Genomic DNA, 23,552 nt, shown 5'->3' on the forward strand with positions numbered 1-23,552 from the left:
CGCCGTGCCGGACACCACGCCGACGTCGCGCGCCGGGGTGGTCGTGCCTTCACGCACCTGGAGGGGCGGACCGCGCCGTGTGCGCGGGGCCGCCCCCCGGGATGCGAGGAAGACTCAGGCCGACGGGGTGATGACCTGCCGCCGGTCGTAGGTGCCGCACGTCGCGCAGGCGGTGTGGGGCAGCTTCTTGTCGCGGCACGTCGGGCAGTCGACCAGGGTCGGCGCCGCGGTCTTCCACTGCGCGCGCCGGTGCCGCGTGTTGCTGCGGGACTTCTTCCGCTTCGGGACGGCCACGTCAGCCCTCCTGCTTTCCTTCTCGTCGGTCGGATGAACCGCGGGCGCCTGGGCTCCCGCTCCCCCGCTCCGGGGCGTCGCCCGCCATGTCGGCGGCGATGTCCCGCAGTGCCGCCCACCGGGGGTCGGCGACGTCGTGCCGGTGGTCCGGACCGGCGTCGGCCAGCCGGACCCCGCACTCCGCGCACAGGCCGGGACAGTCGTCCCGGCACAGCGGCGAGAGCGGCAGCGCGAGCACCACCGCGTCTCGGAGCAGCGGTTCGAGGTCGATCAGATCGTCCTCGAGGTAGAGCTCGTCGTCATCGGCGTTCCCGCCGGAGCGGGTGTCAGGATAGACGAAGAGCTCCTGGAAGTCCGCCTCGAACGTCGAGGCGATCGGGTCGAGGCAGCGGGCGCACTCCCCTTCGAGGGGAACCGTCGCCGTGCCGGTGACGAGCACCCCCTCCAGCACCGCCTCGAGCCGGAGGTCCAGCTCGAGCGCGGCGCCCTCGGGGACGCCCACCATCTCCACACCGAAATCCTCCGGAGCCGGCACGGTCAGGTGCTCCTCGCGCGACGACCCGGGTTGCCTGCCGAGAGCCCGAGTGTCGAGCACGAGCGGCGCATTGGGGTCGAGGCGTGTCAGCGGAATCCTGCTTTCGTGAGGCATGGGAATCAAGGCCTTTGGTGATGGCCGATGTCCCAGGGTACCGAACGCCGGGCACCGTCCCCAACTCGCGGCCCTCCCACCAGCGGATCGGCCCCGCCGCCGGGCCGCCGCCGGGCCGCCGCCGCGCCCCGCCCGCGCGCGTCCCGGCTAGCCGGTCTCGCGGAGCCGCTCGACGAGCCGGTCGCGGACGCTGTCGGGAACGAGGCCGGAGATGTCGCCGCCGAACTTCGCGACCTCCTTCATCAGGCTGGAGGAGAGGAAGGCGTACTCGGGGTTCGTCGCCATGAAGAGGGTCTCGACGCCGGCGATGCGGTGGTTCATCTGCGCCATCTGCAGCTCGTACTCGTAGTCGCTGACGGCGCGGAGCCCCCGGACGATGACCGGGATGTTCTGTTCCTTGCAGTAGTCCACGGTCAGGCCGTAGAACTTGTCGACGCGGACGTTGCCGTAGCCCTTGGTCACCTCGGAGATCATGTCCGCGCGCTCGTCGACGGTGAACAGGCTCTTCTTGTTCTTGTTGATCAGCACTGCGACGACCACCTCGTCGTACAGGCTGGAGGCGCGGCTGATGATATCGAGATGACCATTGGTCACGGGGTCGAACGATCCCGGACAGACGACACGGCGCACGGCGCGAACCCCTTCGTTCCCGGTTTCTGACCTGCGGCGCGAACGTACCAAATCCCATTCTGCCCGCTTTCACCCGGGCTCGGCGGTCCGTCCCGGGCGCGTCCCGGTGCGGCGTCGGGGCCGGGGCGGACGGTCACGCCGCGAGCGCATCGATGATCTCCGCGGCGATCGGGCCGGACTCGATGCCGGCGCCGGGCGCCTCGGTCATCACCGCGACCGCGTACCGGGGTCCTCGCGGGGCGTCCCGCGTTCGACCACGGCCTCCATCATGGCCCGCAGGTCGGCGGCCTCCCCGGAGGTCAGCGGGCGCGCGAACCGCTCGGGCGACGCCTCCCCGACGGTGGTGCCGTCCGCGGCGCGCGGCGGGCGCGATCACCCGTGCGGCGGACGCCGAAGATCACGCCCGCTCCCCGCCGGTGGCGGTGCCGTACCAGAACACCGCCTCCCCGTACCGGCGGTCCCGGTCGGCCTCGTATCCCTCCGGCCAGCGCAGCGCCGGGCCGCGCGCCGCGCGCTCGACGACGACGAGCGCGTCCGGCGCCGTCCAGCCGTGGTCGCGCAGGGCGTCGAGCAGCTCGGTGACGGCGGCGTCGGGCAGCGCGTACGGGGGGTCGGCGAAGATCAGGTCGTAGGGCGCGTCGGGCGGGCGGCCGACGACGCGTTCGACCTTGTCCGCGCAAGGCACCGCACCGGGCAGGCCGAGATCTTTCGCGTTCTGCCGGAGCACCTTCGCGGCGCGGGGGTGCGACTCGACGAGCAGGGCGTGCGCGGCGCCGCGCGACAGGGCCTCGAGGCCGACCGCGCCCGATCCGGCGTACAGGTCGGCGACGCGCAGGCCGTCCAGGGGGCCGAGGAGGGCGAGGACGGTCGCGAACAGGCCCTCGCGCGCGCGGTCGCTGGTCGGCCTGGTGTCCCGTCCCGGCGGGACGGCGAGCCGCCGCCCGCCCGCGGTCCCCGCGATCACGCGTGTCATGCCCCTCAGTATCGCGGTCCCAAAAAATGTCACAAACGGGAGCGGCGACTTCTGTGGACCTCCACCAAATCGGCCTCTTGATGTTCACAGCAACTACTTCGCGTGCCAACGTGCTCGCAGGTTGTGCAACCACCCGACCCTCAGGAGCACTGGTGCACCAAGGTAGGAGATTGGCGGTGACGGCCGGGGCGACGGTCCTGGGCATCGCCGCCATGAGCGGCGTCTCCCACGCCGAGACCTCCCGGCTCTCCGCCGAGCGCGCTCCCGCCCGCGCCGCGGCCGACCAACCGGCCAAGGGCGCGGCCGGCGCCAAGCGGGCGAAGGCCAGGAAGACGACGAACACGGGGAAGGCGGAGACGAGGCGGAACGACGCGGGGGCGGCGCTGCGGCGCACCGTCGAGCCCGTGGTCCGGACCCTCGACCGCGACGAGCCGGAGCGGACGGCGGGCGACGGGGCCCCCGCCGGGCGCGCGAAGAGCGAGACGAGCACGGCGCCCCGTGCGAGCGCGCCCGCCGAGCCGAAGCGGCAGGCGCGAGCGCAGCAGGAGCGGCAATCGGGCCGGGAGCAGAAGCCCGGCGCCGCGCCGGTGGAGCGGACGGAGCAGGCCGCCGGGCTGGAACTCCGCCTCGACGCCGCCCTCGGCTACGACGAGCGGACCCGCACGGCGACCGCCGGGCTCGGGCTGACCGCCGGGATCCGCACCCCGCACCTCGACACGGGCGTGCGGCTGCGGGCGGGCGGCAGCGTGTCGCTCGCCGACGCCACCGTCAAGGCGGGCGCGGAACTCGGCGCCCGCGCCGGGACGCCCGCCGGGAGCGCCGCGCTGAACCTCGGGACGGGCGCGACGCTGTCGGCGGGGACGCCGATGATCGCGGCCGGGACGACGCTCGGCGTCCGGGCGTCCGCGGCCGGGGGCACGCCGATCTCCGCCCGGCTCGGGCTGAGCGGCTGCGTCGGCTCGGGCTGCGCGGACGCGCCGCCCACTCCCCCGAACCCGCCGACTCCCCCGACACCGCCCACCCCTCCGGACCCGACGCCGCCCACCCCGCCGACGCCGCCGACTCCGCCCGTCCCGCCGGAGGACCCGGGCTCGCCGAGCCCGGAGCCCCCGCCGCTGCCCACCGACCCGTCGGCGCCGGCGTCGCCGGCGCCGCCCGACCTGCCGTCCGGCGCCGCCGGCGCGGCGGGCGCGGCCGGGAGCGGCGACGGCGAGGGGACGATCGCGGGTGGCTTCACGCCGCCGAAGGAACTGCCGTTCACCGGCACCGACGCGCTCCCGCTGGTGGCGCTCGGCCTGACCGCCATCGCGGCCGGCGGCGCCGCGGTGGCCATGACGCGCAGGCGCGAGACCGAGGAGTCGTGACCGAGGGCTCATGACGAAGGCCCGCTGACTCCGCGTGCGAGGGGGCGCCTCCCGGCCGGGAGGCGCCCCTTCACAGTTCCTGCGCGCCGATCACCCGCCAGCCGTCCCCGGCCCTGCCGACCCGGAGCCGGTGGAAGCCGATCCCGTCCCCGTCGTCGCACGCGGACGTGCACGCGCCGAGCGCCACCAGTGCCGTGACCTCGTCGCCGGACGCGCCGGGCCGCAGGCCCGCGTCCACGATCGTCCCCGCGGTGATCGACGGGTGCCGCGCCACGGCGGACAGGACGTCCTCGGCGCGGTCTCCCGGCCACGCCGCGCCGGTCGTCCGGGCGCGCGGGGACCCGGCCTTCAGCGTGTAGAGGGTGTCGAGCAGCCAGCGGTCGCCGCGCCGGACCATGGTGGCGCGCATCGGGTCCGCGAGGAGGTCCGGCTCGGCGCCGGACGCGCGGACCGTCCGCTTCACGTACGCCAGCACGGTCACCGCGTCCGGGGCGGCGGAGACGACGGCCGAGTCGGCGATGTCGGTGGTCACGGAGCCGTCCTTCGCCTCCAGTTCCGCGCGGTAGTCGCGGGCGGCGAGCTGCCGGTCGTAGTCGGCGCCGTACCGCTCGGTCGCCACCCCGTGCGCGGCGGTCACGTTCCGCTCGTAGGAGGCGTGGTCGAAGCTCAGCACCGTCGTGATCGCGTGCTCGGCCGGACGGACGGCGGCGGCCGCGGCGGGCGGCGGCGCGGCGGAGCCGGCGGCGGGCGGCGGGTCCGGCTCGCCGGACCCGGCGGCCAGCACCGCCCAGGTCGTCCCGCCGCCGGCGAGCAGCACCAGCGGCAGCGCGAGCGCCGCGATCCGCAGGCCGCGCCGCCGCCGCACGGGCGGGACGGTGTCGACCGCGTTCGCCGCGTGCCCCCCGACCCCGGGCGGGGACGTCCGCGGGTTCGTGGACGGCGCCCCGTGCGGGTCCGTGAACGGCGGCGCGGACGGCCCCGGACGTTCGGCGTCCGGCCCCGGGGCGGCGTGCGGGTTCGGGTCGGCGGGCGCGGGCGGGCGCGGCATGGGGTGCGTCGGGGCGTGCGGGGGGACGTGCGAGGGCGCGGCGAACTGCGCGCCGGTGCTCAGCGCCCGGTCGTCCCGCACGCCGCCGGGCCCGGCCGACGCGGCCGGCGCCGCGCCGCCCAGCAGGTCGAGCAGCACCTGCTGCGCCTCCGGGCGGCGCGCCGGATCCTTGGCGAGGCAGGCCGCCACGACGGCGCGCAGCGAGTCGGGAAGCGCGGACATGTCCGGCTCGTACTGCAGGATGCGGTGGAACACCGCGGAGATGTTGTCGTTGCCGAAGGGGTGCCGCCCGGTCGCGGCGAAGAGCATCGTCGCCGCCCACGCGAACATGTCGACGCCCGTGCCGAGGTCGCCGTCGGCGATCTGCTCGGGCGCCATGTAGGACGGCGTCCCCATGATCCCGCTGCCCCGGGACGACGACGAGCCCAGCACCCGCGCGATGCCGAAGTCGATGACGCGCGGACCGTCCGGCCCCATCAGGACGTTCGACGGCTTGAAGTCGCGGTGCAGGATCCCGGCGCGGTGGATCGCGGCGAGCGCGGTGACGGTGCCGATCGCGAGCCGGTCCAGGTCGGTCCCGGTGCGCGGCCCGCGCTCGCCGACGAGCGCGCTGAGCGACGGGCCGGGGACGTACTCGCTCACCACGTACGGGGTGTCGCCGGAGAAGTCGGCGTCGAGGACCTGCGCGGTGCAGAACCCGGCGACCCGCCCGATCACCCCCAGCTCGCGCTCGAACCGCGACCGCCACTCGGGGTTGCGGCTGAGCTGCGCGCGCAGCAGCTTGACCGCCGCCTGCGCGCCGTCCTCCCGCCGCCCCAGGTAGACGATGCTCTGCCCGCCCTCGCCCAGCCGCCCGGCCAGCTCGTACGGGCCCAGCCGCGCGGGGTCCCCCGGCAGCAGGGGGTCGACGCCCGTCATGGGTGCTCCTCCGTCGCACGCGATCCGCCACGGGACTCGTACCCGCGGCGGCACCGGATGGCCACTCCGCATCCGCCATAAAGTTGGACGCAGGTGACGAGCCGTGCGTTCTGCGTGACCGGCGGTCACTTCGGGCGTCAGGCCCGCAATCGGGCCGTCCCCCGGGCGGTCAGCCCTTCTCGAGGAAGTCGGCGCGCTCCTCGTCCAGGAGGGACGCCAGCTCGGCCGCCAGGCTTGGGTGGTCCGCCAGCTCGGGGTCGGCCGCGACGAGCGCGGTCGCCTCCTCGCGGGCGTCGCGGATGACGTCCTCGTCCCGCTGGAGGGTGAGCAGCCGCAGGCTGGACGCGCGGCCCGCCTGCGCGGCGCCGAGGACGTCGCCCTCCCGGCGCTGCTCCAGGTCGAGGCGCGACAGCTCGAACCCGTCGGTCGTGGACGCCACCGCGTCGAGCCGCTCGCGGGCCTTCGACCCCGGCTCGGCGTCGGTGACCAGGAGGCACAGCCCGTGCAGGGACCCCCGGCCGACCCGGCCGCGCAGCTGGTGCAGCTGCGACACGCCGAACCGGTCCGCGTCCATGATCACCATCACGGTCGCGTTGGGCACGTCGACGCCGACCTCGATGACCGTGGTGGCGAGCAGGACGTCCAGCTCCCGGTCGGTGAACCGGCGCATCACCGCGTCCTTCTCGTCGGGCGGCAGCTTCCCGTGCAGGACGCCGATGCGCAGCCCGGCGAGGAGCTCCTCCAGCTTCGGCAGCAGCTCCATGATCCCGAGCGGGGACCGGCGCCCCTCCTCGGACCCGTACGCGTCGCCCTCGTCGCCCTCCTGCTCGCCGATGCGCGGGCACACGATGTAGATCTGCCGGCCCTGCCCCGCCTCCTCCTTGATGCGCTCCCACGTCCGCGCGAGGAACGCGGGCTTCTCCGGCGGCACCACGACGGTCTGGATCTGCGAGCGGCCCGCCGGGAGCTGCCCCAGGACGGACGTCTCCAGATCGCCGAACACGGTCATCGCGACCGTCCGCGGGATCGGCGTCGCCGTCATGACCAGCACGTGCGGCCGTCCCCCGGCGGTCTTCTCGCGGAGCGCGTCGCGCTGCTCGACGCCGAACCGGTGCTGCTCGTCCACCACCACCAGCCCGAGGTCGGCGAACTGCACCGACTCCTGGAGCAGCGCGTGCGTCCCGACGACAATGCCCGCCGCGCCGGACGCCGCGTCCAGCATCGCCTCCTTGCGGGCCTTCGCACCCAGCGACCCGGTCAGCAGCGCCACCCGGGTCGCGTTCTCGGCCCCGTCGAGCTGCCCGGCGCGCGCCAGCTCCCCCAGCATCCCGGTGATCGACCGGTGGTGCTGCTGCGCGAGGACCTCGGTCGGCGCCAGCAGCGCCGCCTGCCCGCCCCCGTCCACCACCTGCAACATCCCGCGCAGCGCCACGATCGTGTTGTGGGTGGGCGTCCAGCCATCGGTGACGTAGAGACGATCAGGATGGGCCACGGAGATGCATTGGACCTCCTTGCGGCCGACGTACTCGATCGCGCGTATGCCCTTCCGCCTGCGCTCATACTTGGAACGCGGCTTCAGTCTTTCTGCTTTGCGGGAAAGCCTGAAGGGGGCGAAGGCGTTGGGCAAGGAGATGCTGGTCGTCCAGTAAAGACCCCCTGCTTTGGAGATCTGCCGGCAGCGCGCATACCCACCGAGCGAACGAACCAGCCAGGCAACGGCATCGGCCAATGCCCGGGACGCAGACAGGAAGCTGACGTCCCTGCCTTCCGCCCGCAGAGTCCCGTCCGTGTCGAGGAGCCCTTGCAGAAGCGCATGCCGTTCCTTCGTCGGCGCTTCCAAGTAGGCGGACGGGACGAACTTGTCGTGCGCACCCGTCCCGTACACCCCGAGTTCGCGCAGAGCGGCGAGCAGCGGGTTTCCCCCGCCACGGCGCTCACCGAGGATCAGCCAGTCGAGCGGACGACCCGTCTTCTGCCGTATGCGACACCCGACCGGCATCAGTGCTTCCACCGCGTCCACGATCTCCGGATCCCGGGTGGAAATCTCCACCCGGCCGTATTTCATGCATCCGTCGCCGAGCAGCAGCCCCAAGAGATACGGATCGATCGGCCGCTCGCCTCCGCACTCGAGCTCCGGCGGCTCGGTCAAAGGGACGTACCACTTGCCGCCCCCGGACTTGCGGAGAAGATCCTCCCGAAGCCGTCGTGTGGAAAGGACTTCGAGGGGGCCGCCCCGCTGCCACCCCGTGTCGGTCTTCACACCCCACAGATGCTCGTCATCGCATTCGACCGTCGTGCCGTCGGAGAACTCGAGCCGGTAAACGTCCCGGACGCCTTGGGGGAAGACACCCGTCACGGTCGTGATCTCGCCGCTCGGGGCGATGACCTCGTCGCCCGTCCGGATGTCTCCCATGCGCCTGAACCCACGGGGTGTCAGCACGCCCGCGTCCAGCGGCTGCGCCTTGCCCGCGCCGACGTCGCCCTGGAGGAGGCGGTGCATGGGGTGCTCGCGGGCGAGGTCGGCGGCGATCTCCGCGCCGACCGCGCGCTGCCCTTCGGTCAGCTCGAAGGGCAGGCGGGCGTCGAAGTCGGCGAGCAGGCCGGACGGCCGGGCCGGGCGCGGCGTCGCGGGGAGCGCGCCCGCGGCGCGGCGGCGCTGCGCCAGGGCGACCTGGACGACGAACGCCTCGTCCCACTTGAGGCGGGCCTTCGCACGGCCCAGCTCGTCCCAGCTCTTCGGCCGGTGGATGCCCTCGTACGCCTCGCGCAGCCCGATGAGGCCGCGGCGGCGCAGCAGGGACCCGGGCATCGGGTCGGTCGGCAGTTCGAGGTTGTCCAGCACCGTGCCGACGGACTTGCTGATCGCCTCGATGTCGAGGCCCTTGGTGGACGGGTAGATCGGGATGATCTCGTCGGCCCACTCCTGCGCTGCCTGCTCGGCGGTCTTCTCCGCGACGACCTTGTACTGCGGGTGGGTGAGCTGCCGCTGCACCTGCCCGCTGCGCGGCACGTACGTGCTGATCTTGCCGGCGAACAGGCCGCGGGTGCCGGGCGACAGCTCCTTCTCCGGCTTGTAGGAGCCCTTGCGGCCGAAGAAGCTGAGCTTGAGCCGGCCGGTGCCGTCCGTGACGGTGATCTCCAGGACGTAGCCGGGGCTGCGGGTGATGCTGCGGCCCTGCACCTTGACGACCTCGGCCATGACGGTGACGTGCTCGCCGTCCTGCAGGCCGCTGAGCGGGGTCAGCTCGCCGCGGTGCGCGTACCGGCGCGGGTAGTGGTGCAGGAGGTCGCCGACGGTGTGCAGGTCGAGGCCCTTCTCCAGGACCTTGGCCGTCTTGTCGCCGAGTACCTTCCGCAACGGCTCGTCGAGATTCGCCACGCCGTCCTTTGTAGCCCATACCGGTGACGTGAATCAGGCGTCGCCCCGCATCGGCGCAGGCCGATTCGCTCAACGCGGGCGCGGTGGGCTACTCTGATCCATGCGCCTCGTCCAGGCGTTCCCTCGTGAGCGCCGATGATGTCCGGTTCGCCCCCTACGGCGACGGGCGGCGCTCCGGTTAGAGCATCGACACCCACTTGGAGTTTCCCGTGGCTTCCGTTTGCGACGTCTGCGGCAAGGGACCCGGTTTCGGCATGCGCGTCTCCCACTCGCACCGCCGCACCCCGCGCCGCTGGAACCCCAACATCCAGCGCGTGCGCGCCGTCGTGAACGGCGGCACGAAGCGGATCAACGCCTGCACGTCCTGCATCAAGGCCGGCAAGATCATCAAGCCCACGGTCTGACCGCGGGCGTCCGGCCCGCGCGGCCGGGCTCAGCGGCGAGTCGGCTCATCGGAAGCGTCCGAGGAGCCGACTTTTCGCATGTCCGGAAGACCTCCGGCCCGGCGGCCGCCGACCGGCCTTGCCGCCCGGCGCGCCGCTACCGGGCGCGCTGCATCCAGGCGTGATCGACCGGGCCGATGCCGCCGCCGAGGGGGAAGCCCGCGGCGATGGCGCCCGTCACGTACTCCTTGGCGCGCGCGACGGCCGTCGGGACGTCCGCGCCCAGCGCCAGGTGCGAGGCGATCGCGGACGCGAGCGTGCATCCCGTCCCGTGGGTGTGCCGGTTGTCGTGCCGGGGGGCGGCGAAGCGGTGCTCGCGCTCCCCGTCGAACAGCAGGTCGGCGGGCTCGCCGGGCAGGTGGCCGCCCTTCACCAGCACCCACCGCGGGCCGAGCGCCTTGACGGCCTCGGCGGCCTCGCGCATCCCCGACTCGTCCACCACCTTGACGCCCGTGAGCTGCTCGACCTCGAACAGGTTCGGGGTGACGACGGTCGCGGCGGGCAGCAGCGCCCCGCGGACGGCGTCGACGGCCTCGGGCGCGAGCAGCGAGTCCCCGTGCTTGGACACCCCGACCGGGTCGACCACGGAGGGCGCGTCGGACGCCGCGAGGGCCTCGGCGACCGTCTCGACGAGCGCGGTCGAGGCGAGCATCCCGGTCTTGAGGGCGTGCACCCCGATGTCGGACAGCACGGAGTCGAGCTGGGCGCGGACGGCCTCCACGGGCAGCTCCCAGTAGCCCTGGACGCCGAGGGAGTTCTGCGCGGTGACGGCGGCGATCACGCTCATGCCGTGCACGCCGAGGGCGAGCATGGTCTTGAGGTCCGCCTGGATGCCGGCGCCGCCGCCGGAGTCGGAACCGGCGATGGTGAGGACGAGCGGCGGGGCCTGGGGAGCGGGCGCATCGTGGGGCATGCGTCCACCTTATTGCGGATCGTCCCGTTACGGATCGCCCCCGGTCCGGGGGCGGGCGGTTCAGGCGAGCGCGCACTCCAGCTCGTTGAGGACGCAGTAGGTCGGCTTCGCGGGCGTGCCGCTCGCGGTGAAGACGATCTTCACGGCGTCGCCCGCGGGGATCGCGGTGGTCCCGTGCACCTTCGTGACCCGCCCGACCTCGGCGACCGTGGCGCCCTGCACCTCGGCGACCACGGCGTTCGGGATCGTGAAGGCGAGGGCCCACTCGGCGACCGGCCGCTCCCCCTGGTTGGCGATGGTGGCGGTCGCCCGGAACCCCTCCGCGTTCTTGGACGCCACGTTGAACGCGACGACGAGCCCGTCAGGCCGTCCGCCGGTGTCGGCGCGTTGCCCGGGACCGTGCTGGAGCACCTGGCTGTCGTTGGCCGTCGCCTGCGGGTTCTTGGGCGCCCCGCCCGCGAAGTTGAGCGAGATCTGCTGCGTGCTCAGCGCGTACGACACGATGCCGACGGCGATCACGAGCGCGACGATCGGCATCAGCGGGAACGGCAGCGAGCCGACGAACCGGGCGACCCGCCGCGGCTTGGACGCGTCCGGCCCGTCGGGGTCCCCGGGGGCGGGGTCCACGGACCCGGCGGGCGGCACGGGACCGCCGGGCGGGAGCGGGCCGCCGCGTCCGGGCGGCATCGTGGGCGTGCCGTCGGGCACGGTGGCGCGGGGGCCGGTATGGGGGCCGCCCGGCCTCGGGTCCGGCGCGCCGCCCCGCCCGCGCGGCGGCCCGGACGGTCGCCGGTGGTTGCCCGGCCGGGACACGAACACCTGATCGTCGGTGGGGCCGGCGAAGCCGTCGTAGCGAGGTCCGGCGGACGTACCGAGGGACCGGCCCGGCGGCGCCTGCGCGCTCGCTCCGGGCTCGTCCTCGGGCTGCTCGGGTTTGGAGTGTCGTCCCATTCCATTCCTCGTCGGTCAGGGGATGTATACCAAACCGGCACCAAATATGCCTACCGGACCGATGAACGCCCCGCACTCCTCAATTCCGGTTAAAGCTCCGTTCACGTGCGGAAATGGTCCCATCCCCCGCCTTCCGGAACGCGCCCGTCGACCCGGACGCCCGTTCCGCGCGCGACGGCGCCGATCCGCGTCCAGGACGGCGGCAGGACGGCCGCCGCCGGGAACGTACCGGCGAACGCGTGGTCCTCGCCACCGGTGAGCGCGTGCCGCAGCCCGCCGGGACCGAGGACGGCCGCCACGGGGACCGCCGCGGACTCCACGTCGATCCGGACCCCGCTGGCCGCCGCGATGTGCCCGAGGTCCTGCAGCAGCCCGTCGCTGACGTCCAGCAGGGCGGTCGCGCCCAGCTCCCGCGCCTGCGGCCCGGCGTCGTAGGGCGGCTCCGGGCGCCGGTGGGCCGCGAGCAGCTCCGCGGGGCCGTCCCGTCCGGCGGTGAGCAGCTCCAGGCCCGCCGACGCGAAGCCCAGCCGGCCCCGGACGGCCACGACGTCGCCGGGACGCGCCCCGGCCCGGGTGAGCGGCGCGCCGCCCCCGAGGTCGCCGAGCGCGGTCACCGCCAGCGTGATCTCGGGCGCCGCCACGACGTCTCCCCCGGCGACGGACGCCCCCGCGGCCTCGCACTCGTCGGCGAGGCCCGCGTACAGGCCGTCCGCCCAGTCCGCCTCGGTGCCGGTCGGCGCGGCGAACCCGATGAGCAGCGCGGTGGGCCGGGCGCCCATGGCGGCGACGTCCGCGAGGTTCTGCGCGGCGGCCTTGCGGCCGATGTCGTAGGGGCCCGACCAGTCGCGGCGGAAGTGCCGGCCCTCGACGAGCAGGTCGGTCGTCGCGACCACCCGCCCGTCCGGCGCCGCGATCACCGCCGCGTCGTCCCCCGGCCCGAGCGGCACCCGCGGCCCCCGCGGCAGCCGCGCCGTCAGCCGTTCGATCAGCCCGAACTCGCCCAGCTCCCCGATCGTCGCCATCCGTCCATGTTTTCACCGCGCGGTCGCCGGTTCGTACCGCCCCGACCGCCCGCCGGAGCGGGTAACGCGATACGGTGAACCGTCCGACGGCATTTTCTCCGCCCGGGGAGGACGTGATGGTGCAGGCCTACATCCTCATCCAGACCGAAGTCGGCAAGGCCGCCGAGGTGGCGGGCCATATCTCCGGCATGACGGGCGTCACGCGCGCGGAGGACGTCACCGGCCCCTACGACGTGATCGTCCGGGCGGAGGCGAACAACGTGGACGAACTCGGCAAGCTCGTCGTCGCGCAGATCCAGACCGTCGAGGGGATCACCCGGACGCTGACCTGCCCGATCGTGCACATCTGACGGGAGAGCAAGCGGTCGATGGTGAAGCGTCGGGGGGCGCCGGCGACGGTCCTCGCCTTGGTGGCGGCCCTGGCCGTGGCGTGCGGCGACGGAGCGGTGCAGGTCGCGCCGCCGGAGCCGGACGCGGCGGCGCGGCGGCTCTGCGAGGGGCTGCGGCTGCCGGAGAAGCTGCACGGGCAGGACCGGCGCGACACCGCGCCGGAGACCGCGTTGACGGCGGCGTGGGGCTCGCCCCCGATCGGCCTGCGCTGCGGCGTCCCGCGCCCGGCGACGCTGCGGCCGGAGTCGCAGCTCGTCACGATCAACGGGATCAACTGGTACCCCACCCCCAGTGACCCGCCGGTCACTTACACGGCGGTGGCCCGGCAGGCGTACGTCGAGGTGACGGTCCCGCCGGAGTACCACCCGGCGGGCGACGTCCTCATCGAGCTCTCCCCGGCGATCAAGGCCACGATCCCGGAGAAGCCCGAAGGCCAGATCTGACCGGCCCCGCCTCGGCCCCGCCGCCGCACCCGCCCCGCCGCCTCACTCGGGGTCGGGCAGGATCAGCTCGGCCATCTCGGCGAGCCGGTCGGCCATGCGGGAGTACGACGTGTACCCCATGCCCGCGTGCAGCAGCGCGCCGGAGTAGGCGAGCTCCAGCGCGCCGAGCGTCCGCTCGTCTGCGTGCTCGCGCAGCGCGGCCGTGAGCCGCCCGCGGATCGCGACGCCGATGCGGGCCCGCAGTTCGCGGACGTCCGGGTCGGTGCCGAGCATCGCCGTCGTGCAGGCCGCCGCCAGCTCCGGCTCGTCCGACACCAGCAGCGCGATCTCCCGCAGCACCTCGATCACCCGCGCGCGCAGCGGGCCGTCCGCCCGGACCGGCGGCAGAGCGCCGAGCCGCCGCCAGAACACCTCGGTGATCAGGTGGTTCTTGGAGGCGAAGTAGGTGTAGGCGGTCGCGGGCGCGACCCCGGCGCGGCGGGCGACGTTGCGGACGGTCAGCCCGTCGTAGCCGCTCTCGCGCAGCTCGTCGACGGCGGCGTCGGTCAGCCGCCGCACCGTCTCGGCCTGCCGCTCCGTGAGCCGCCGCCGCGTGGCCTCGATCGTCACCTGTTCCCCGGACACCCGTCTAGACATAGTCCAGGACCGGACGCGCCGCAACACGGGCGGCTCGGTGGGGCGGGTGGGAGTCGAACCCACTCAGCGCGAGGCACCTGCTTTACAGGCAGGCCCGACTCTCCGGCGTCGGCGCCGCCCCTCGTGCGGGCCGGCGTCCCGAAGGACGCGGTCCGCGTCGTGCCCCCGGAGGGATTCGAACCCCCAGCACACAGCACCTCATGCTGCCGTCTCTACCGTTGGACTACGGAGGCGTGCGTGCGGCTCCCGGGATTCGAACCCGGAACGTCCACTTCCTGAAAGTGGTCCCTCTGCCGGTTGGGGTAGAGCCGCTCGTGTCGGGCGAGGAGGCGTCGCTCGCGGCGGCTCGGCCGGGGGGAAGGCCTTAGGAGGCGGGATACCGGCCGGGGCGGGCGTGCGACGCCGAGGGCAGTCGGCTGCCAAGTCGATACAGCGTCAGTGCCATGGCCGGTCCTCCTCTCGGGGTCTCGCGTCACCGTCTTCGACGGGCTGACGTGATCTACGGTGCCATCCGCCGCGGCGGGCGCACAACCGGTTTATTCACGCCCCGTCGGCCGGAGGCGCCAGTATGCCGATGAGGAGGATCAGCCAGAACGCGACCATGACCCAGCCGAGGGCGATGCCGGTGAGGGCGAGGCCGAGGCCGCGTTCGCCGGAGCGGCGCACGCGCCCCCAGGCGAGGTGCCCGGCGACGATCGCCGGGATGGACGGGAGGCCGCACGTCACGAGGCCGACGAGCCCGAACGTGAGGGCGTAGATCGCGTAGCTGTTGAGCGGCGGCTTCACGTGCGGGTTCGTGGTGGGGGCGGCGTGCGGGGCCGCCGGTGCGTGGTGGCGCGGCGGCGGGCCGTAGGACGGGCGGGTCGCGACGGCGTCGGCGTACCGGTTCCACGACTCGGCCTCGGCGGTGCGGCCCTGGCGGCCGAGCAGCGCGGCGAGGTTGCGCATCGCCGCCGGGTCGCCGGCCTGCGCGGCCTGCCGGTACTGCCGCTCGACGAGCGCCTCGGCCTCGCCGTCGGCGAGCGCGGGCCCCGGGTACGCGGACGGCCCCGACGCCGACACGGACGGGGCAGGGCGCGGCGCGGGCGGGCTCGTGCTCGGCTGCGGCTGCGGCTGCGGCGTGCGGACGCCGCTGGAGATGAGGCCGTCGAGGAGTTCCTGGGCGGACGGCCGGTGCGCCGGGTCCTTCGCGAGGGTGCGGCGCACGGTGTGCAAGAGCGAGCCGTCGAGCCCGCTCAGGTCCGGTTCGGCGCTCATGATCCGGTGGATGATCGCCGGGAGGGAGTCGCCCGCGAAGCAGGTGTCGCCGCGGGCGGCGAACGCGACGGTGGCGCCCCAGGCCCAGACGTCCGAGGCGGGGGACGCGCCGCGCCCGTCGAGCTGTTCGGGGGCCATGAACGCGGGGGTGCCGACGATGCCGCCGGTCGCGGTCAGCCGCGTCCCGTCGAGGGAGCGGGCGATGCCGAAGTCGATGACGCGGGGCCCGAAGGTGGACAGCAGGACGTTCGCGGGCTTGAGGTCGCGGTGGACGACGCCGGCGTCGTGGATGGCGGTCAGCGCGGTGGCGATGCCGACCGCGACGGCCTCGAGGTCGGCGCCGCGCAGCGACCCGTTCTCGGCGACGGCGGCGTCGAGGCTCTGCCCGTTGACGAACTCGGTCACGAGGTACGGGGGGTCGGCGCGCGGGTCGGCGTCCAGGACGGGCGCGGTGCAGAACGGGCGGACGCGCTGGGCGGCCCGCACCTCGGACTCGAACCGGGCCCGGTACTGCGGGTCGGCGGCGTACTCGCGCCGGATGACCTTGATCGCGACCTTGCGGCCGGAGGCGTCCGTGCCGGCGTAGACGGTGCCCATCCCGCCTTCGCCGAGCCGGTCCATCACCCGGTACGGGCCGATGCGATCCGGTGTCTCGGCATGCCACACGGGTGCGTTCTCCTCCAGGTCGGGACGGACGCCCTAAGCGTGGCACATCCGGACGTCCCTCGACGCGACGAACGATCTCGGCCGGGTCTCGCTTCGGCGGGAACCGGACGCGGCCCGCCCGCGTCTCACGCGAATGCGCGCACGTACGGTCCCGGCGGTCGCGATGGCCGCCGCGTCGGTGGCGGTGGCGGGCGGCTGCGCCCTGCGGGCGGAGGACGCCCCGGAGCCGGTGCCCCCGCCGCCGATGGCCCTGGTCGGCTACCGCACCTGCGAGCGGCTCCTGGACGGCCTGCGGCGGGCGACCGCCGCACAGGTGGGCCCGGACGGGACGTCCGCTCCGGACTCGTCGGCGCTCGACATGCGCCGGTCCGCGCCCGCCGCGCCGGGTGCCGCGGGGAAGGCGGCGGCCGTCCCGGAGCACTCCCGGACGAACGCGCACGAGCGCGGCGCGGACGAGCCCGACCTCGTGAAGACCGACGGCCGCCGCATCGTCGCGCTCGGCGACGGCGACCTGCACGTCATCGACCCGGCCGCCCGGAAGGTCGCCCACACGCTGGACCTGCCGGGGGCGGCCCGGGGCGCCGACCGGCGGCTCCTCATGGACGGCGACCGCGTCCTGGTCCTGGAGTCCCGGCGCACGCTCGTGGCGTTCAAGGGCCGGGCGCAGTTGCCGGACGACGGCTCGCCGCGGCGCCCGTCCCCGCCCCCGCCCGCTCCCCCGTCGCCGCGGACACGGCTGACGCTCGTGGACGTCTCCGCCGCCCCGCGCGTCGTCGCCACGCTGACGTCCGACACCGAGTACGTGGACGCGCGGCAGACCGGCGGGACGGTCCACCTCGTCGTGAAGTCGGCGCCGCGGATCGACTTCCCCGAACGCCGCCTCCCCGCCGCCCCGGCGGGACGGGACGAAGCGGAGGAGGAAGCCGAGAAGGCGGCCATCGAGGCCGACCGGCGGGCGGTGCTGCGGGCGCCCCTGAACGCATGGCTGCCGACGTTCCGGATCGACCGCGCAGGCGGCGCGAAGGCCGAGTTCCAGGCCCCATGCGACCGGGTCAGCCGCCCGGCCGCCTACAGCGGCAGCGCCTCGATGCTGAGCGTGCTGACCCTCGATCTGGCGGACGGCCTCGCCGACCCGCGCCCGATCGGCATCGCGGTCGACGGCTCCACCGTCTACGGCAACGGCGAGAACCTGTACATCACGGGCATGCCGCCGCGCCCGTACGCCGAGCGGTCCGCGACGGCCGAGCGCACGGACGTCCACAAGCTCACGCTGCGGCCGGGCGGGCGCCCGGAGTTCGCAGCGTCCGGGTCGGTGTCCGGACACCTCCTGAACCAGTACGCGATGTCCGAGCATGACGGAAATCTCCGCATCGCGACGACGTCCCTGCCCGGGGACGCGCGCAAGTCGAGCAGTTCGCTCCACGTCCTGCGGCAGCGCGGCCCCCGCCTGGAGCGGATCGGCTTCGTCGGCGGCCTCGGAAAGACCGAGCGCATCTACGCGGTCCGCTACACCGGCCCCACCGCCTACGTGGTGACCTTCCGCCGCACCGATCCGCTGTACATGCTCGACCTGTCGGACCCGCGCCGTCCCCGCGTCACCGGCGAACTGAAGATCACCGGCTACTCCGCCTACCTGCACCCCGTGGCGGACGGACGGCTCCTCGGCGTCGGGCAGGACGCGGACGCGTCCGGCCGCGTCGAGGGCCTGCAGGTGTCGCTGTTCGACGTCACCGGGCAGCCGAGACGGATCGCCGCGTACCGGGTCCCGGGCGCGACCTCGGCCGCCGAGTTCGACCCCCACGCCTTCCTGCACTGGGCCCGCACCGGCCTCACCGTCCTGCCGGTGGACGAGCCCGGCGGCGGGACGAACGAGGCGCTCGTCCTGACGGTGACCCGGGACGGCGTCGCGAAGGCGGGCGCCGTCCGGCATCCGGACGCGTCCATCCGCCGGTCGGCCGTCATCGGCGGCACGCTGTGGACGTTCTCGGACGCGGGCGCCCGCGCGTCCGACGCCGCGACCCTCGCCGACCGGGCCTGGCTCCCCTACGGGTAGGGGGTCGGGTCAGCGCAGGCCGGTGGAGCGGGCGACGGCGGTCTGGATGAGCCGGTCGACCACGGCCGGGTAGTCCAGGCCGGTCGCGGCCCACATCTGCGGGAACGCCGACGTGGGCGTCATGCCCGGCATCGTGTTGATCTCGTTGAGGATCCAGCGGCCGTCCGGCGTGTGGAAGAAGTCGACGCGGGCGAGGCCCTCGCAGTCGAGCGCCTCGAACGCCTGGACGGCGATGCGCCGCACCTCCTCGACGGCCGCGGCCGGCAGGTCGGGCGGGATCGCCATCGTGGTGGCGCCGTCGAGGTACTTCGTCTCGAAGTCGTAGAAGTCGCTGTCGCCGGACGTCAGCACCTCGGCGGGCAGGCTCGCCTCGGCCGGGCCGTCGCCCAGGCCCTGCAGCACGCCGCACTCGATCTCGCGGCCCTCGATCGCGGCCTCCACGATGACCTTCGGGTCGTGCTCGCGGGCCGCCTCGACCGCCGCCTCCAGGGCGTCCTCGGACGTGACGCGGCTGATGCCCATGCTCGACCCGGCCCGCGCGGGCTTGACGAACACGGCGCGGCCCGCGTCCAGGCCGAGCTCCTTGATCTCGTCGATCTTGCGCTTGCGCTCGCGGCGCCACTCCCGGTCGCCGACCAGCACGTACGGGCCGACGGGCAGGCCCTGCGCCTGCCAGACGAGCTTCATGAACCCCTTGTCCATGCCGACCGCGCTGGCCAGCACCCCGGCGCCGACGTAGCGGATGCCCGCGAGGTCGAGCATGCCCTGGATGGTGCCGTCCTCGCCGAAGGGGCCGTGCAGCAGCGGCAGGACGACGTCGACCTCACCGAGCGTGGCGGGGACCTCGCCCGGGGCGACGGCGAGCAGGCCGCGGCCGGCGGGGTCGAACGGGAGCGCGAGGGCGGTGCCGCGGCCGTCCACCTCGGGCAGCACGCCGTCCTCGATCGCGAGCCGCTGGTCGCCGGACGCCAGCACCCAGCGGCCGTCACGGGCGATGCCGATCGGCACCACCTCGTAGCGGTCCCGGTCGATCGCGGCCATCACGGCTCCGGCGGTGACGCAGGAGATCGCGTGCTCGCTGCTGCGCCCGCCGAACACGACGGCCACGCGGATCTTGGAATGGGACATGATCCCCGACCCTACCGCTGCCGGGCCGGGGTCGGCCACGAGCGCCCCGGGCCCGCCCGCCGGGACGCCCGCCGCAGGTCACACGCCATAACGCTCCGCCTTCGGGGACCGGGAGATCAGCGCCACGGCGGCCTCCTTGATCGGCACGCCGTGGTGCAGGACGGCCGTGACCGCCTCCGCGATCGGCATCTCCACGCTGTGCTTGCGGGCCAGTTCCATCACCGCCTCCGCCGACTTGACGCCCTCGGCGGTCTGCTTCGTCACCGAGATGACCTGCTCCAGCGTCATCCCCCGGCCGAGGTTCTCCCCGAACGTCCGGTTGCGCGACAGCGGCGACATGCAGGTCCCGACGAGGTCGCCCATCCCGGCGAGGCCCGCGAAGGTGTGCTCGTCCGCGCCCATCGCCACCCCGAGCCGGGTGATCTCGGCGAGGCCGCGGGTCATCAGCACCGCCTGCGTGCTGGCGCCGAACCCGAGCCCGACCGACATCCCGACGCACAGCGCCACGATGTTCTTCACCGCGCCGCCCAGCTCGCAGCCGATGACGTCCGTGGACGTGTACACGCGGAAGTACGGGGTCATCGTCGCCGCCTGGAGGCGGCGGGCGGCGTCCTCGTCCGCGCAGGCCGCGACGGCAGCGCCGGGCTCGCCGCTCGCGATCTCGCGCGCCAGGTTCGGGCCGCAGAACACCGCGACCCGCTCCTGCGGCACGTCCGCGACCTCCCGCACGACCTCCGACATCCGCAGCGTCGTGCCGTCCTCCACGCCCTTCATCAGGCTCACCATGACGGCGCCGGGCGGCAGGTACGGCACCCACGCGGCGAGGTTCGCCCGGAGCGTCTGGGCGGGGACGGCCAGCGCGACGAAGTCGGCGCCGCGCAGGGCCTCGGCGGGGTCGAGCGTCGCGCGCATCCCCTCGGGCAGCGCGATGCCCGGCAGGTAGTCGGTGTTCTCGTGCCGGTCGTTGATCGCCTCGACGACGCCGGGGCGGCGGCCCCACAGGACCACCTCGCCGCCCGCGTCGTGCAGCAGCTTGCCGAACGTCGTGCCCCAGGAGCCCGCGCCCATCACCGCGGTCTTGAACGTCACGAGCCCGCCGCCTCGCTCCGGGACGGGCGCGCCCCGGCGTCGTCCGCGGCCGGACGGGCGCCGGGCACCGCGGCGCCGCGCCGCTCCTCCAGCACGCGGTGGTGGTCGTAGCGCTCCGTCGGCGGCTCCTCGCCGCGCAGCTCGCCGAGCAGCCCGGCGATCGCCGTCATGACGTCGTCGGTCGCGGCGCGCAGCGTCTCGCGGTCGAGCGGGCGGCCCTCGTACCGCGACAGGTCGACGGGCGGTCCCGCGATGACCCGCATCGTCTTGCGGGGGAACGGGTGGAAGCCCTTCTTCAGGGAGCCCGCGAGGCCGGTCTGCTCGACCTTCTTGTACGGCAGCAGTTCGTGCGCGCCCCAGCTCGCCACCGGGACGACCTTCGCGCCCGTCTGCAGCGCCATCCGCGCGACGCCCGTCTGGCCGGTCATGGGCCACAGCTCGGGGTCGCGGGTGCAGCTTCCCTCGGGGTAGAACATCAGGCACTCGCCGTCCAGCAGCGCGCGTTCGGCGTCCCGCAGCGCCATCGCCGCGTCCGCGCTGTCGCGGTACACCGGGATCTGCCCGGTGCCGCGCAGCACGGCCCGGATGAACCGCACGTCGAACAGCGTGGACTTGGCCAGGTAGACGGGGTAGCGGCCCGCCTCGTAGACGAAGTGGGCGAGCGCCAGCGGATCGGACTCGGAGATGTGGTTCGCGGCGATGATCACACCGCCCTCCCCGGGTACGTTGCCCCGGCCCCGCCAGTCCCGTTTCAGCAGCCCGAACAGCAGCGGGCGCAGGATGACGATCGTGAGCTTGCGCCAGGCCGGCGAATACCCGTGGCTCATGCCCCGTCCCCTTCCGATCCGTACCCCGGGTGAACGCGGGGTGTCCTCAAGTTTCGCGGTTCCGTGCGCATAGTGTCGAGTTGCCATGTCTTCTGAAGCTGCGCCCAGCGCGCCCCGCCTCCAGTGGTCGCTCGTCGTGCCGGTCAAGGTCCTGGCCAGGGCGAAGACCCGGATGTCCGCGGCCGCGGGCCCGCACCGGCGGGACCTCGCCCTGGCCGTGGCCACCGACACGGTCGCCGCCGCACTGCGCTGCGCCCGCGTCCGCACTGTGATTGTCGTCACCGACGATCCCCTTCCGGCCGCCGAACTGGCCGCCCTCGGCGCCCGGATCGTGCCCGACGAGCCCGACGCGGGCCTCAACCCGGCCCTGGAGTACGGGGCCGCGCGGGGCCGGGAGGCCGCCCCGGACGCGGGTGTGGGGGCGCTTTCAGCTGACTTGCCCGCTTTGCGGCCGGACGAACTCGCGCGCGTCCTCGACGCCGCCGCGGCCGCGCCGCACGCGTTCGTCCCGGACGCGGCGGGCGTCGGCACCACCCTGTACACCGCGCGTCCCGGCGTCCCGTTCGCCCCGGCGTTCGGGCACGGCTCGCGCGCCGCGCACCGCGCCCGGGGCGCCCGGGAACTGGTCCTGGACTCCATCGACAGCGTACGCCGGGATGTGGACACCCCGGACGATCTTCGTGCGGTTCTCGCGCTCGGCGCGGGCCCGCACACCGCGTCCGTCGCGGCCCGGCTCCCCGCCCTCGCCGCCGACGCGTGAGCCCGGCGCGCCGTTAGGGTGATCGGCATGCAGGGGACGGTGCGGACGTTCGACGACGAGACGCGCTCGGGCAGCGTGCTGCTGGACGACGGGACGGAACTGCCGTTCGACGCCGCCGCGTTCGACGCGGGCGGCCTGCGGCTGCTGCGGTTCGGGCAGCGGGTCAACCTCGCGCTGCACGAGGGCCGCGTCGTAGTGGTGACCCTCTCGACGTTCCCGCTGCCGCCGACGTCCCCCTGACCCGGGCGGACGGCCGGGCGAGCGGACCACGGATAAAGCGAAGGCGCCCGGGATCATGCCGATCGGTCCCGGGCGCCCTCGCCGTATCGCTACTTCTTTCCGGCCACCAGGTTCTTGAAGTCGGCGCCGGCCTTGAACTTCGGCACGGACGTCGCCGGAACCTCGATGGTCTTGCCCGTTGCGGGGTTACGGGCCGTACGGGCAGGCCGGTCGGCCTTCTCGAACGAACCGAACCCGGTGATCGCGACCTTGTCGCCCTTGGCGACGGCGGTCTGGATCGCCTCCAGGATGGCGTCGACGGCCTCGGCTGCGGCCTTCTTGCTGCCCAGCCGGTCAGAGATCGCGTCGACCAGCTCACGCTTGTTCATGGGTTACTCCTCTAGTTCCCCCCTTGCCCGAACGAAACTAAGGGACCCTCAGCACCGACACAATCACCTGCACGCAATGACTGGCGTGTCGCGGCCGTTTTTGTCGTTCTCGTCCCCGTCTCGCCGGGTGACCGGACCGGATCCGGCCACTGCGCACGCTAACGGACGTCGGGCGCGTCTTGGAAATCGGCGAGGAACGCCTCCAGCCTGCGTGCGGCCAGGGCGGCGTCCCGCTTCGCCAGATCGGTGATCGCCAAGAGGTGCCTGATGAGCCGCTGCCGGACGGACGGCGGGAGCGGCGCGACGGCGCGATGGGCGTCGCGCAGCTGCCGTGCGAGCCGGGTCAGTTCCGGGTCGTCCCACGCCGGTCCGTCCCACGGGGCCGAGGTCACGTGTATTCCCCCCAACACTCGTTCGGGCCTCCGCACACCTCGATTGTCCCCGCTCCGCGAACCGCCCCCCGCACCCGGGTACGCCGAAGGCCCGGACCGCCCCCGCGATCCGGGCCACCGCCCGCGTCTTAAAGGGTGACGGGCTTCCAGGATTGGCGCGTCGCCTCGAAGTCTGCGATGGCGTCGGCGTGGCGGAGGGTGAGGCCGATGTCGTCCAGGCCCTCCATCAGGCGCCAGCGGGTGTAGTCGTCGATCTCGAAGGCGGCGGTCTCGGCGCCGTGGCGGACCTCGCGCTTCTCGAGGTCGACCGTGATCTCCAGCGTCGGGTCCTGCTCGACGAGGGTCTGGAGGCGCTCGACCTGCTCGCCGGTGAGGACGACCGGCAGCAGGCCCATCTTGGTGGAGTTGTTGCGGAAGATGTCGCCGAAGCGGGGCGCGATGACGACGCGGAAGCCGTACTGCTGCAGGGCCCAGACGGCGTGCTCGCGGGACGAGCCGGTGCCGAAGTCGGGGCCGGCGACCAGGATCCCCGCGCCCGCGTACCGCGGCTGGTTGAGGACGAACTCGGGGTCCTCACGCCACGCGGAGAACAGGCCCTTGTCGAAGCCGGTGCGGCTGACCTGCTTGAGCCACACGGCGGGGATGATCTGGTCGGTGTCGACGTTGCTGCGGCGCAGCGGGACCGCGCGCCCGGTGTAGGTCGTGAACGCTTCCATCGT

At 74.1% G+C, this 23,552-nt stretch carries 24 protein-coding genes and 3 tRNA genes; 7 read left to right on the top strand and 20 right to left on the bottom strand.

The features are described 5' to 3' along the window. Window positions 1–114: 114 nt before the first annotated feature. From rpmF to rsmD, 4 genes are all read right to left on the bottom strand, one after another. Window positions 115–294 carry a 50S ribosomal protein L32 gene (gene rpmF / locus AB0L25_RS17835; RefSeq protein WP_026405302.1) on the bottom strand — a complete coding sequence of 60 codons (180 nt, stop codon included), beginning with the start codon at window positions 292–294 and terminating at the stop codon, window positions 115–117. Window position 295: 1 nt separating this feature from the next. Beyond that, window positions 296–943, bottom strand: coding sequence for a YceD family protein (locus AB0L25_RS17840; protein ID WP_500173319.1), 648 nt, complete (start codon window positions 941–943; stop codon window positions 296–298). Between the two features lie 147 nt (window positions 944–1,090). Further along, on the bottom strand, window positions 1,091–1,573 hold the full coding sequence (gene coaD, locus AB0L25_RS17845; RefSeq protein WP_500173321.1) for a pantetheine-phosphate adenylyltransferase: 483 nt from the start codon (window positions 1,571–1,573) through the stop codon (window positions 1,091–1,093). A gap of 397 nt (window positions 1,574–1,970) precedes the next feature. Next, a complete protein-coding gene (gene rsmD / locus AB0L25_RS17850; protein WP_500173323.1) occupies window positions 1,971–2,546 on the bottom strand; it encodes a 16S rRNA (guanine(966)-N(2))-methyltransferase RsmD in 576 nt (191 codons plus the stop codon). A 176-nt stretch (window positions 2,547–2,722) separates the two neighbouring features. Here rsmD and AB0L25_RS17855 point away from each other — a divergent pair, with 176 nt between their 5' ends. Next, a complete protein-coding gene (locus tag AB0L25_RS17855) occupies window positions 2,723–3,910 on the top strand; it encodes a hypothetical protein (protein WP_500173325.1) in 1,188 nt (395 codons plus the stop codon). A gap of 70 nt (window positions 3,911–3,980) precedes the next feature. Here the strand turns inward: AB0L25_RS17855 and AB0L25_RS17860 are convergent, their stop codons facing one another. Continuing rightward, on the bottom strand, window positions 3,981–5,876 hold the full coding sequence (locus AB0L25_RS17860) for a serine/threonine-protein kinase (RefSeq protein ID WP_500173327.1): 1,896 nt from the start codon (window positions 5,874–5,876) through the stop codon (window positions 3,981–3,983). A 169-nt stretch (window positions 5,877–6,045) separates the two neighbouring features. Beyond that, on the bottom strand, window positions 6,046–9,255 hold the full coding sequence (locus tag AB0L25_RS17865) for a helicase-related protein (RefSeq protein WP_500173329.1): 3,210 nt from the start codon (window positions 9,253–9,255) through the stop codon (window positions 6,046–6,048). Between the two features lie 209 nt (window positions 9,256–9,464). Between AB0L25_RS17865 and rpmB the strand changes: the two genes are divergently transcribed. Next, entirely contained in the window at window positions 9,465–9,659 is a 195-nt protein-coding gene (rpmB, locus tag AB0L25_RS17870) for a 50S ribosomal protein L28 (RefSeq protein ID WP_500173332.1), read from the top strand. A 136-nt stretch (window positions 9,660–9,795) separates the two neighbouring features. Here the strand turns inward: rpmB and thiD are convergent, their stop codons facing one another. From thiD to AB0L25_RS17885, 3 genes are all read right to left on the bottom strand, one after another. Beyond that, the gene (gene thiD / locus AB0L25_RS17875) at window positions 9,796–10,611 is read right to left on the bottom strand and encodes a bifunctional hydroxymethylpyrimidine kinase/phosphomethylpyrimidine kinase (RefSeq protein ID WP_500173334.1); all 816 of its coding nucleotides are present in this window, start codon (window positions 10,609–10,611) and stop codon (window positions 9,796–9,798) included. Between the two features lie 60 nt (window positions 10,612–10,671). Next, window positions 10,672–11,562 (bottom strand): cellulose binding domain-containing protein, encoded by an 891-nt coding sequence (locus tag AB0L25_RS17880; RefSeq protein ID WP_500173336.1) that lies wholly within the window; start codon window positions 11,560–11,562, stop codon window positions 10,672–10,674. Between the two features lie 101 nt (window positions 11,563–11,663). Further along, window positions 11,664–12,584 (bottom strand): thiamine-phosphate kinase, encoded by a 921-nt coding sequence (locus tag AB0L25_RS17885; protein ID WP_500173338.1) that lies wholly within the window; start codon window positions 12,582–12,584, stop codon window positions 11,664–11,666. 116 nt (window positions 12,585–12,700) lie between these two features. On the opposite strand from AB0L25_RS17885, the gene AB0L25_RS17890 reads away from it, so the two are divergent. Both AB0L25_RS17890 and AB0L25_RS17895 read left to right on the top strand, forming a co-directional pair. Next, window positions 12,701–12,934, top strand: a complete 234-nt coding sequence (locus AB0L25_RS17890) for an Lrp/AsnC ligand binding domain-containing protein (protein WP_192761073.1) — start codon at window positions 12,701–12,703, stop codon at window positions 12,932–12,934. A gap of 18 nt (window positions 12,935–12,952) precedes the next feature. Further along, window positions 12,953–13,417: a DUF3515 domain-containing protein gene (locus tag AB0L25_RS17895; RefSeq protein ID WP_500173340.1), complete on the top strand. Its 465-nt coding sequence runs from the start codon at window positions 12,953–12,955 to the stop codon at window positions 13,415–13,417. Between the two features lie 42 nt (window positions 13,418–13,459). Here AB0L25_RS17895 and AB0L25_RS17900 read toward each other — a convergent pair whose 3' ends face one another. The 5 genes from AB0L25_RS17900 to AB0L25_RS17920 form a co-directional block, all read right to left on the bottom strand. Continuing rightward, complete coding sequence (locus tag AB0L25_RS17900) at window positions 13,460–14,041, bottom strand: TetR/AcrR family transcriptional regulator (RefSeq protein WP_500173343.1); 582 nt, start codon at window positions 14,039–14,041, stop codon at window positions 13,460–13,462. Window positions 14,042–14,091: 50 nt separating this feature from the next. Beyond that, window positions 14,092–14,174: transfer RNA gene (locus AB0L25_RS17905), tRNA-Tyr, on the bottom strand. A 39-nt stretch (window positions 14,175–14,213) separates the two neighbouring features. Further along, window positions 14,214–14,286, bottom strand: a tRNA-Leu gene (locus AB0L25_RS17910). Between the two features lie 5 nt (window positions 14,287–14,291). Further along, window positions 14,292–14,365, bottom strand: a tRNA-Leu gene (locus AB0L25_RS17915). Between the two features lie 228 nt (window positions 14,366–14,593). Continuing rightward, on the bottom strand, window positions 14,594–15,976 hold the full coding sequence (locus AB0L25_RS17920; RefSeq protein ID WP_500173345.1) for a protein kinase domain-containing protein: 1,383 nt from the start codon (window positions 15,974–15,976) through the stop codon (window positions 14,594–14,596). A 133-nt stretch (window positions 15,977–16,109) separates the two neighbouring features. On the opposite strand from AB0L25_RS17920, the gene AB0L25_RS17925 reads away from it, so the two are divergent. Continuing rightward, window positions 16,110–18,029 carry a beta-propeller domain-containing protein gene (locus AB0L25_RS17925; protein WP_500173347.1) on the top strand — a complete coding sequence of 640 codons (1,920 nt, stop codon included), beginning with the start codon at window positions 16,110–16,112 and terminating at the stop codon, window positions 18,027–18,029. Between the two features lie 9 nt (window positions 18,030–18,038). Here AB0L25_RS17925 and AB0L25_RS17930 read toward each other — a convergent pair whose 3' ends face one another. The 3 genes from AB0L25_RS17930 to AB0L25_RS17940 all read right to left on the bottom strand — a co-directional run bounded on the left by AB0L25_RS17930 (window position 18,039) and on the right by AB0L25_RS17940 (window position 21,073). Continuing rightward, window positions 18,039–19,157 (bottom strand): D-alanine--D-alanine ligase family protein, encoded by a 1,119-nt coding sequence (locus AB0L25_RS17930; protein WP_500173349.1) that lies wholly within the window; start codon window positions 19,155–19,157, stop codon window positions 18,039–18,041. 78 nt (window positions 19,158–19,235) lie between these two features. Beyond that, entirely contained in the window at window positions 19,236–20,225 is a 990-nt protein-coding gene (locus AB0L25_RS17935) for an NAD(P)H-dependent glycerol-3-phosphate dehydrogenase (RefSeq protein WP_500173563.1), read from the bottom strand. Between the two features lie 17 nt (window positions 20,226–20,242). Continuing rightward, the gene (locus AB0L25_RS17940) at window positions 20,243–21,073 is read right to left on the bottom strand and encodes a lysophospholipid acyltransferase family protein (protein WP_500173351.1); all 831 of its coding nucleotides are present in this window, start codon (window positions 21,071–21,073) and stop codon (window positions 20,243–20,245) included. 85 nt (window positions 21,074–21,158) lie between these two features. Between AB0L25_RS17940 and cofC the strand changes: the two genes are divergently transcribed. Beyond that, entirely contained in the window at window positions 21,159–21,833 is a 675-nt protein-coding gene (gene cofC / locus AB0L25_RS17945; RefSeq protein ID WP_500173353.1) for a 2-phospho-L-lactate guanylyltransferase, read from the top strand. Between the two features lie 27 nt (window positions 21,834–21,860). Next, a complete protein-coding gene (locus tag AB0L25_RS17950) occupies window positions 21,861–22,073 on the top strand; it encodes a cold-shock protein (protein ID WP_500173356.1) in 213 nt (70 codons plus the stop codon). 89 nt (window positions 22,074–22,162) lie between these two features. On the opposite strand, the gene AB0L25_RS17955 is transcribed toward AB0L25_RS17950, so the two are convergent. From AB0L25_RS17955 to leuD, 3 genes are all read right to left on the bottom strand, one after another. Then, window positions 22,163–22,441 (bottom strand): HU family DNA-binding protein, encoded by a 279-nt coding sequence (locus tag AB0L25_RS17955; protein WP_026403810.1) that lies wholly within the window; start codon window positions 22,439–22,441, stop codon window positions 22,163–22,165. Window positions 22,442–22,599: 158 nt separating this feature from the next. Then, on the bottom strand, window positions 22,600–22,833 hold the full coding sequence (locus AB0L25_RS17960) for an SCO5555 family protein (RefSeq protein WP_500173359.1): 234 nt from the start codon (window positions 22,831–22,833) through the stop codon (window positions 22,600–22,602). Between the two features lie 128 nt (window positions 22,834–22,961). Next, window positions 22,962–23,549 (bottom strand): 3-isopropylmalate dehydratase small subunit, encoded by a 588-nt coding sequence (gene leuD / locus AB0L25_RS17965; RefSeq protein ID WP_500173361.1) that lies wholly within the window; start codon window positions 23,547–23,549, stop codon window positions 22,962–22,964. Window positions 23,550–23,552 lie beyond the last annotated feature (3 nt).

This window comes from Spirillospora sp. NPDC052242 (genome assembly GCF_040679555.1).
Classification (GTDB): domain Bacteria; phylum Actinomycetota; class Actinomycetes; order Streptosporangiales; family Streptosporangiaceae; genus Spirillospora.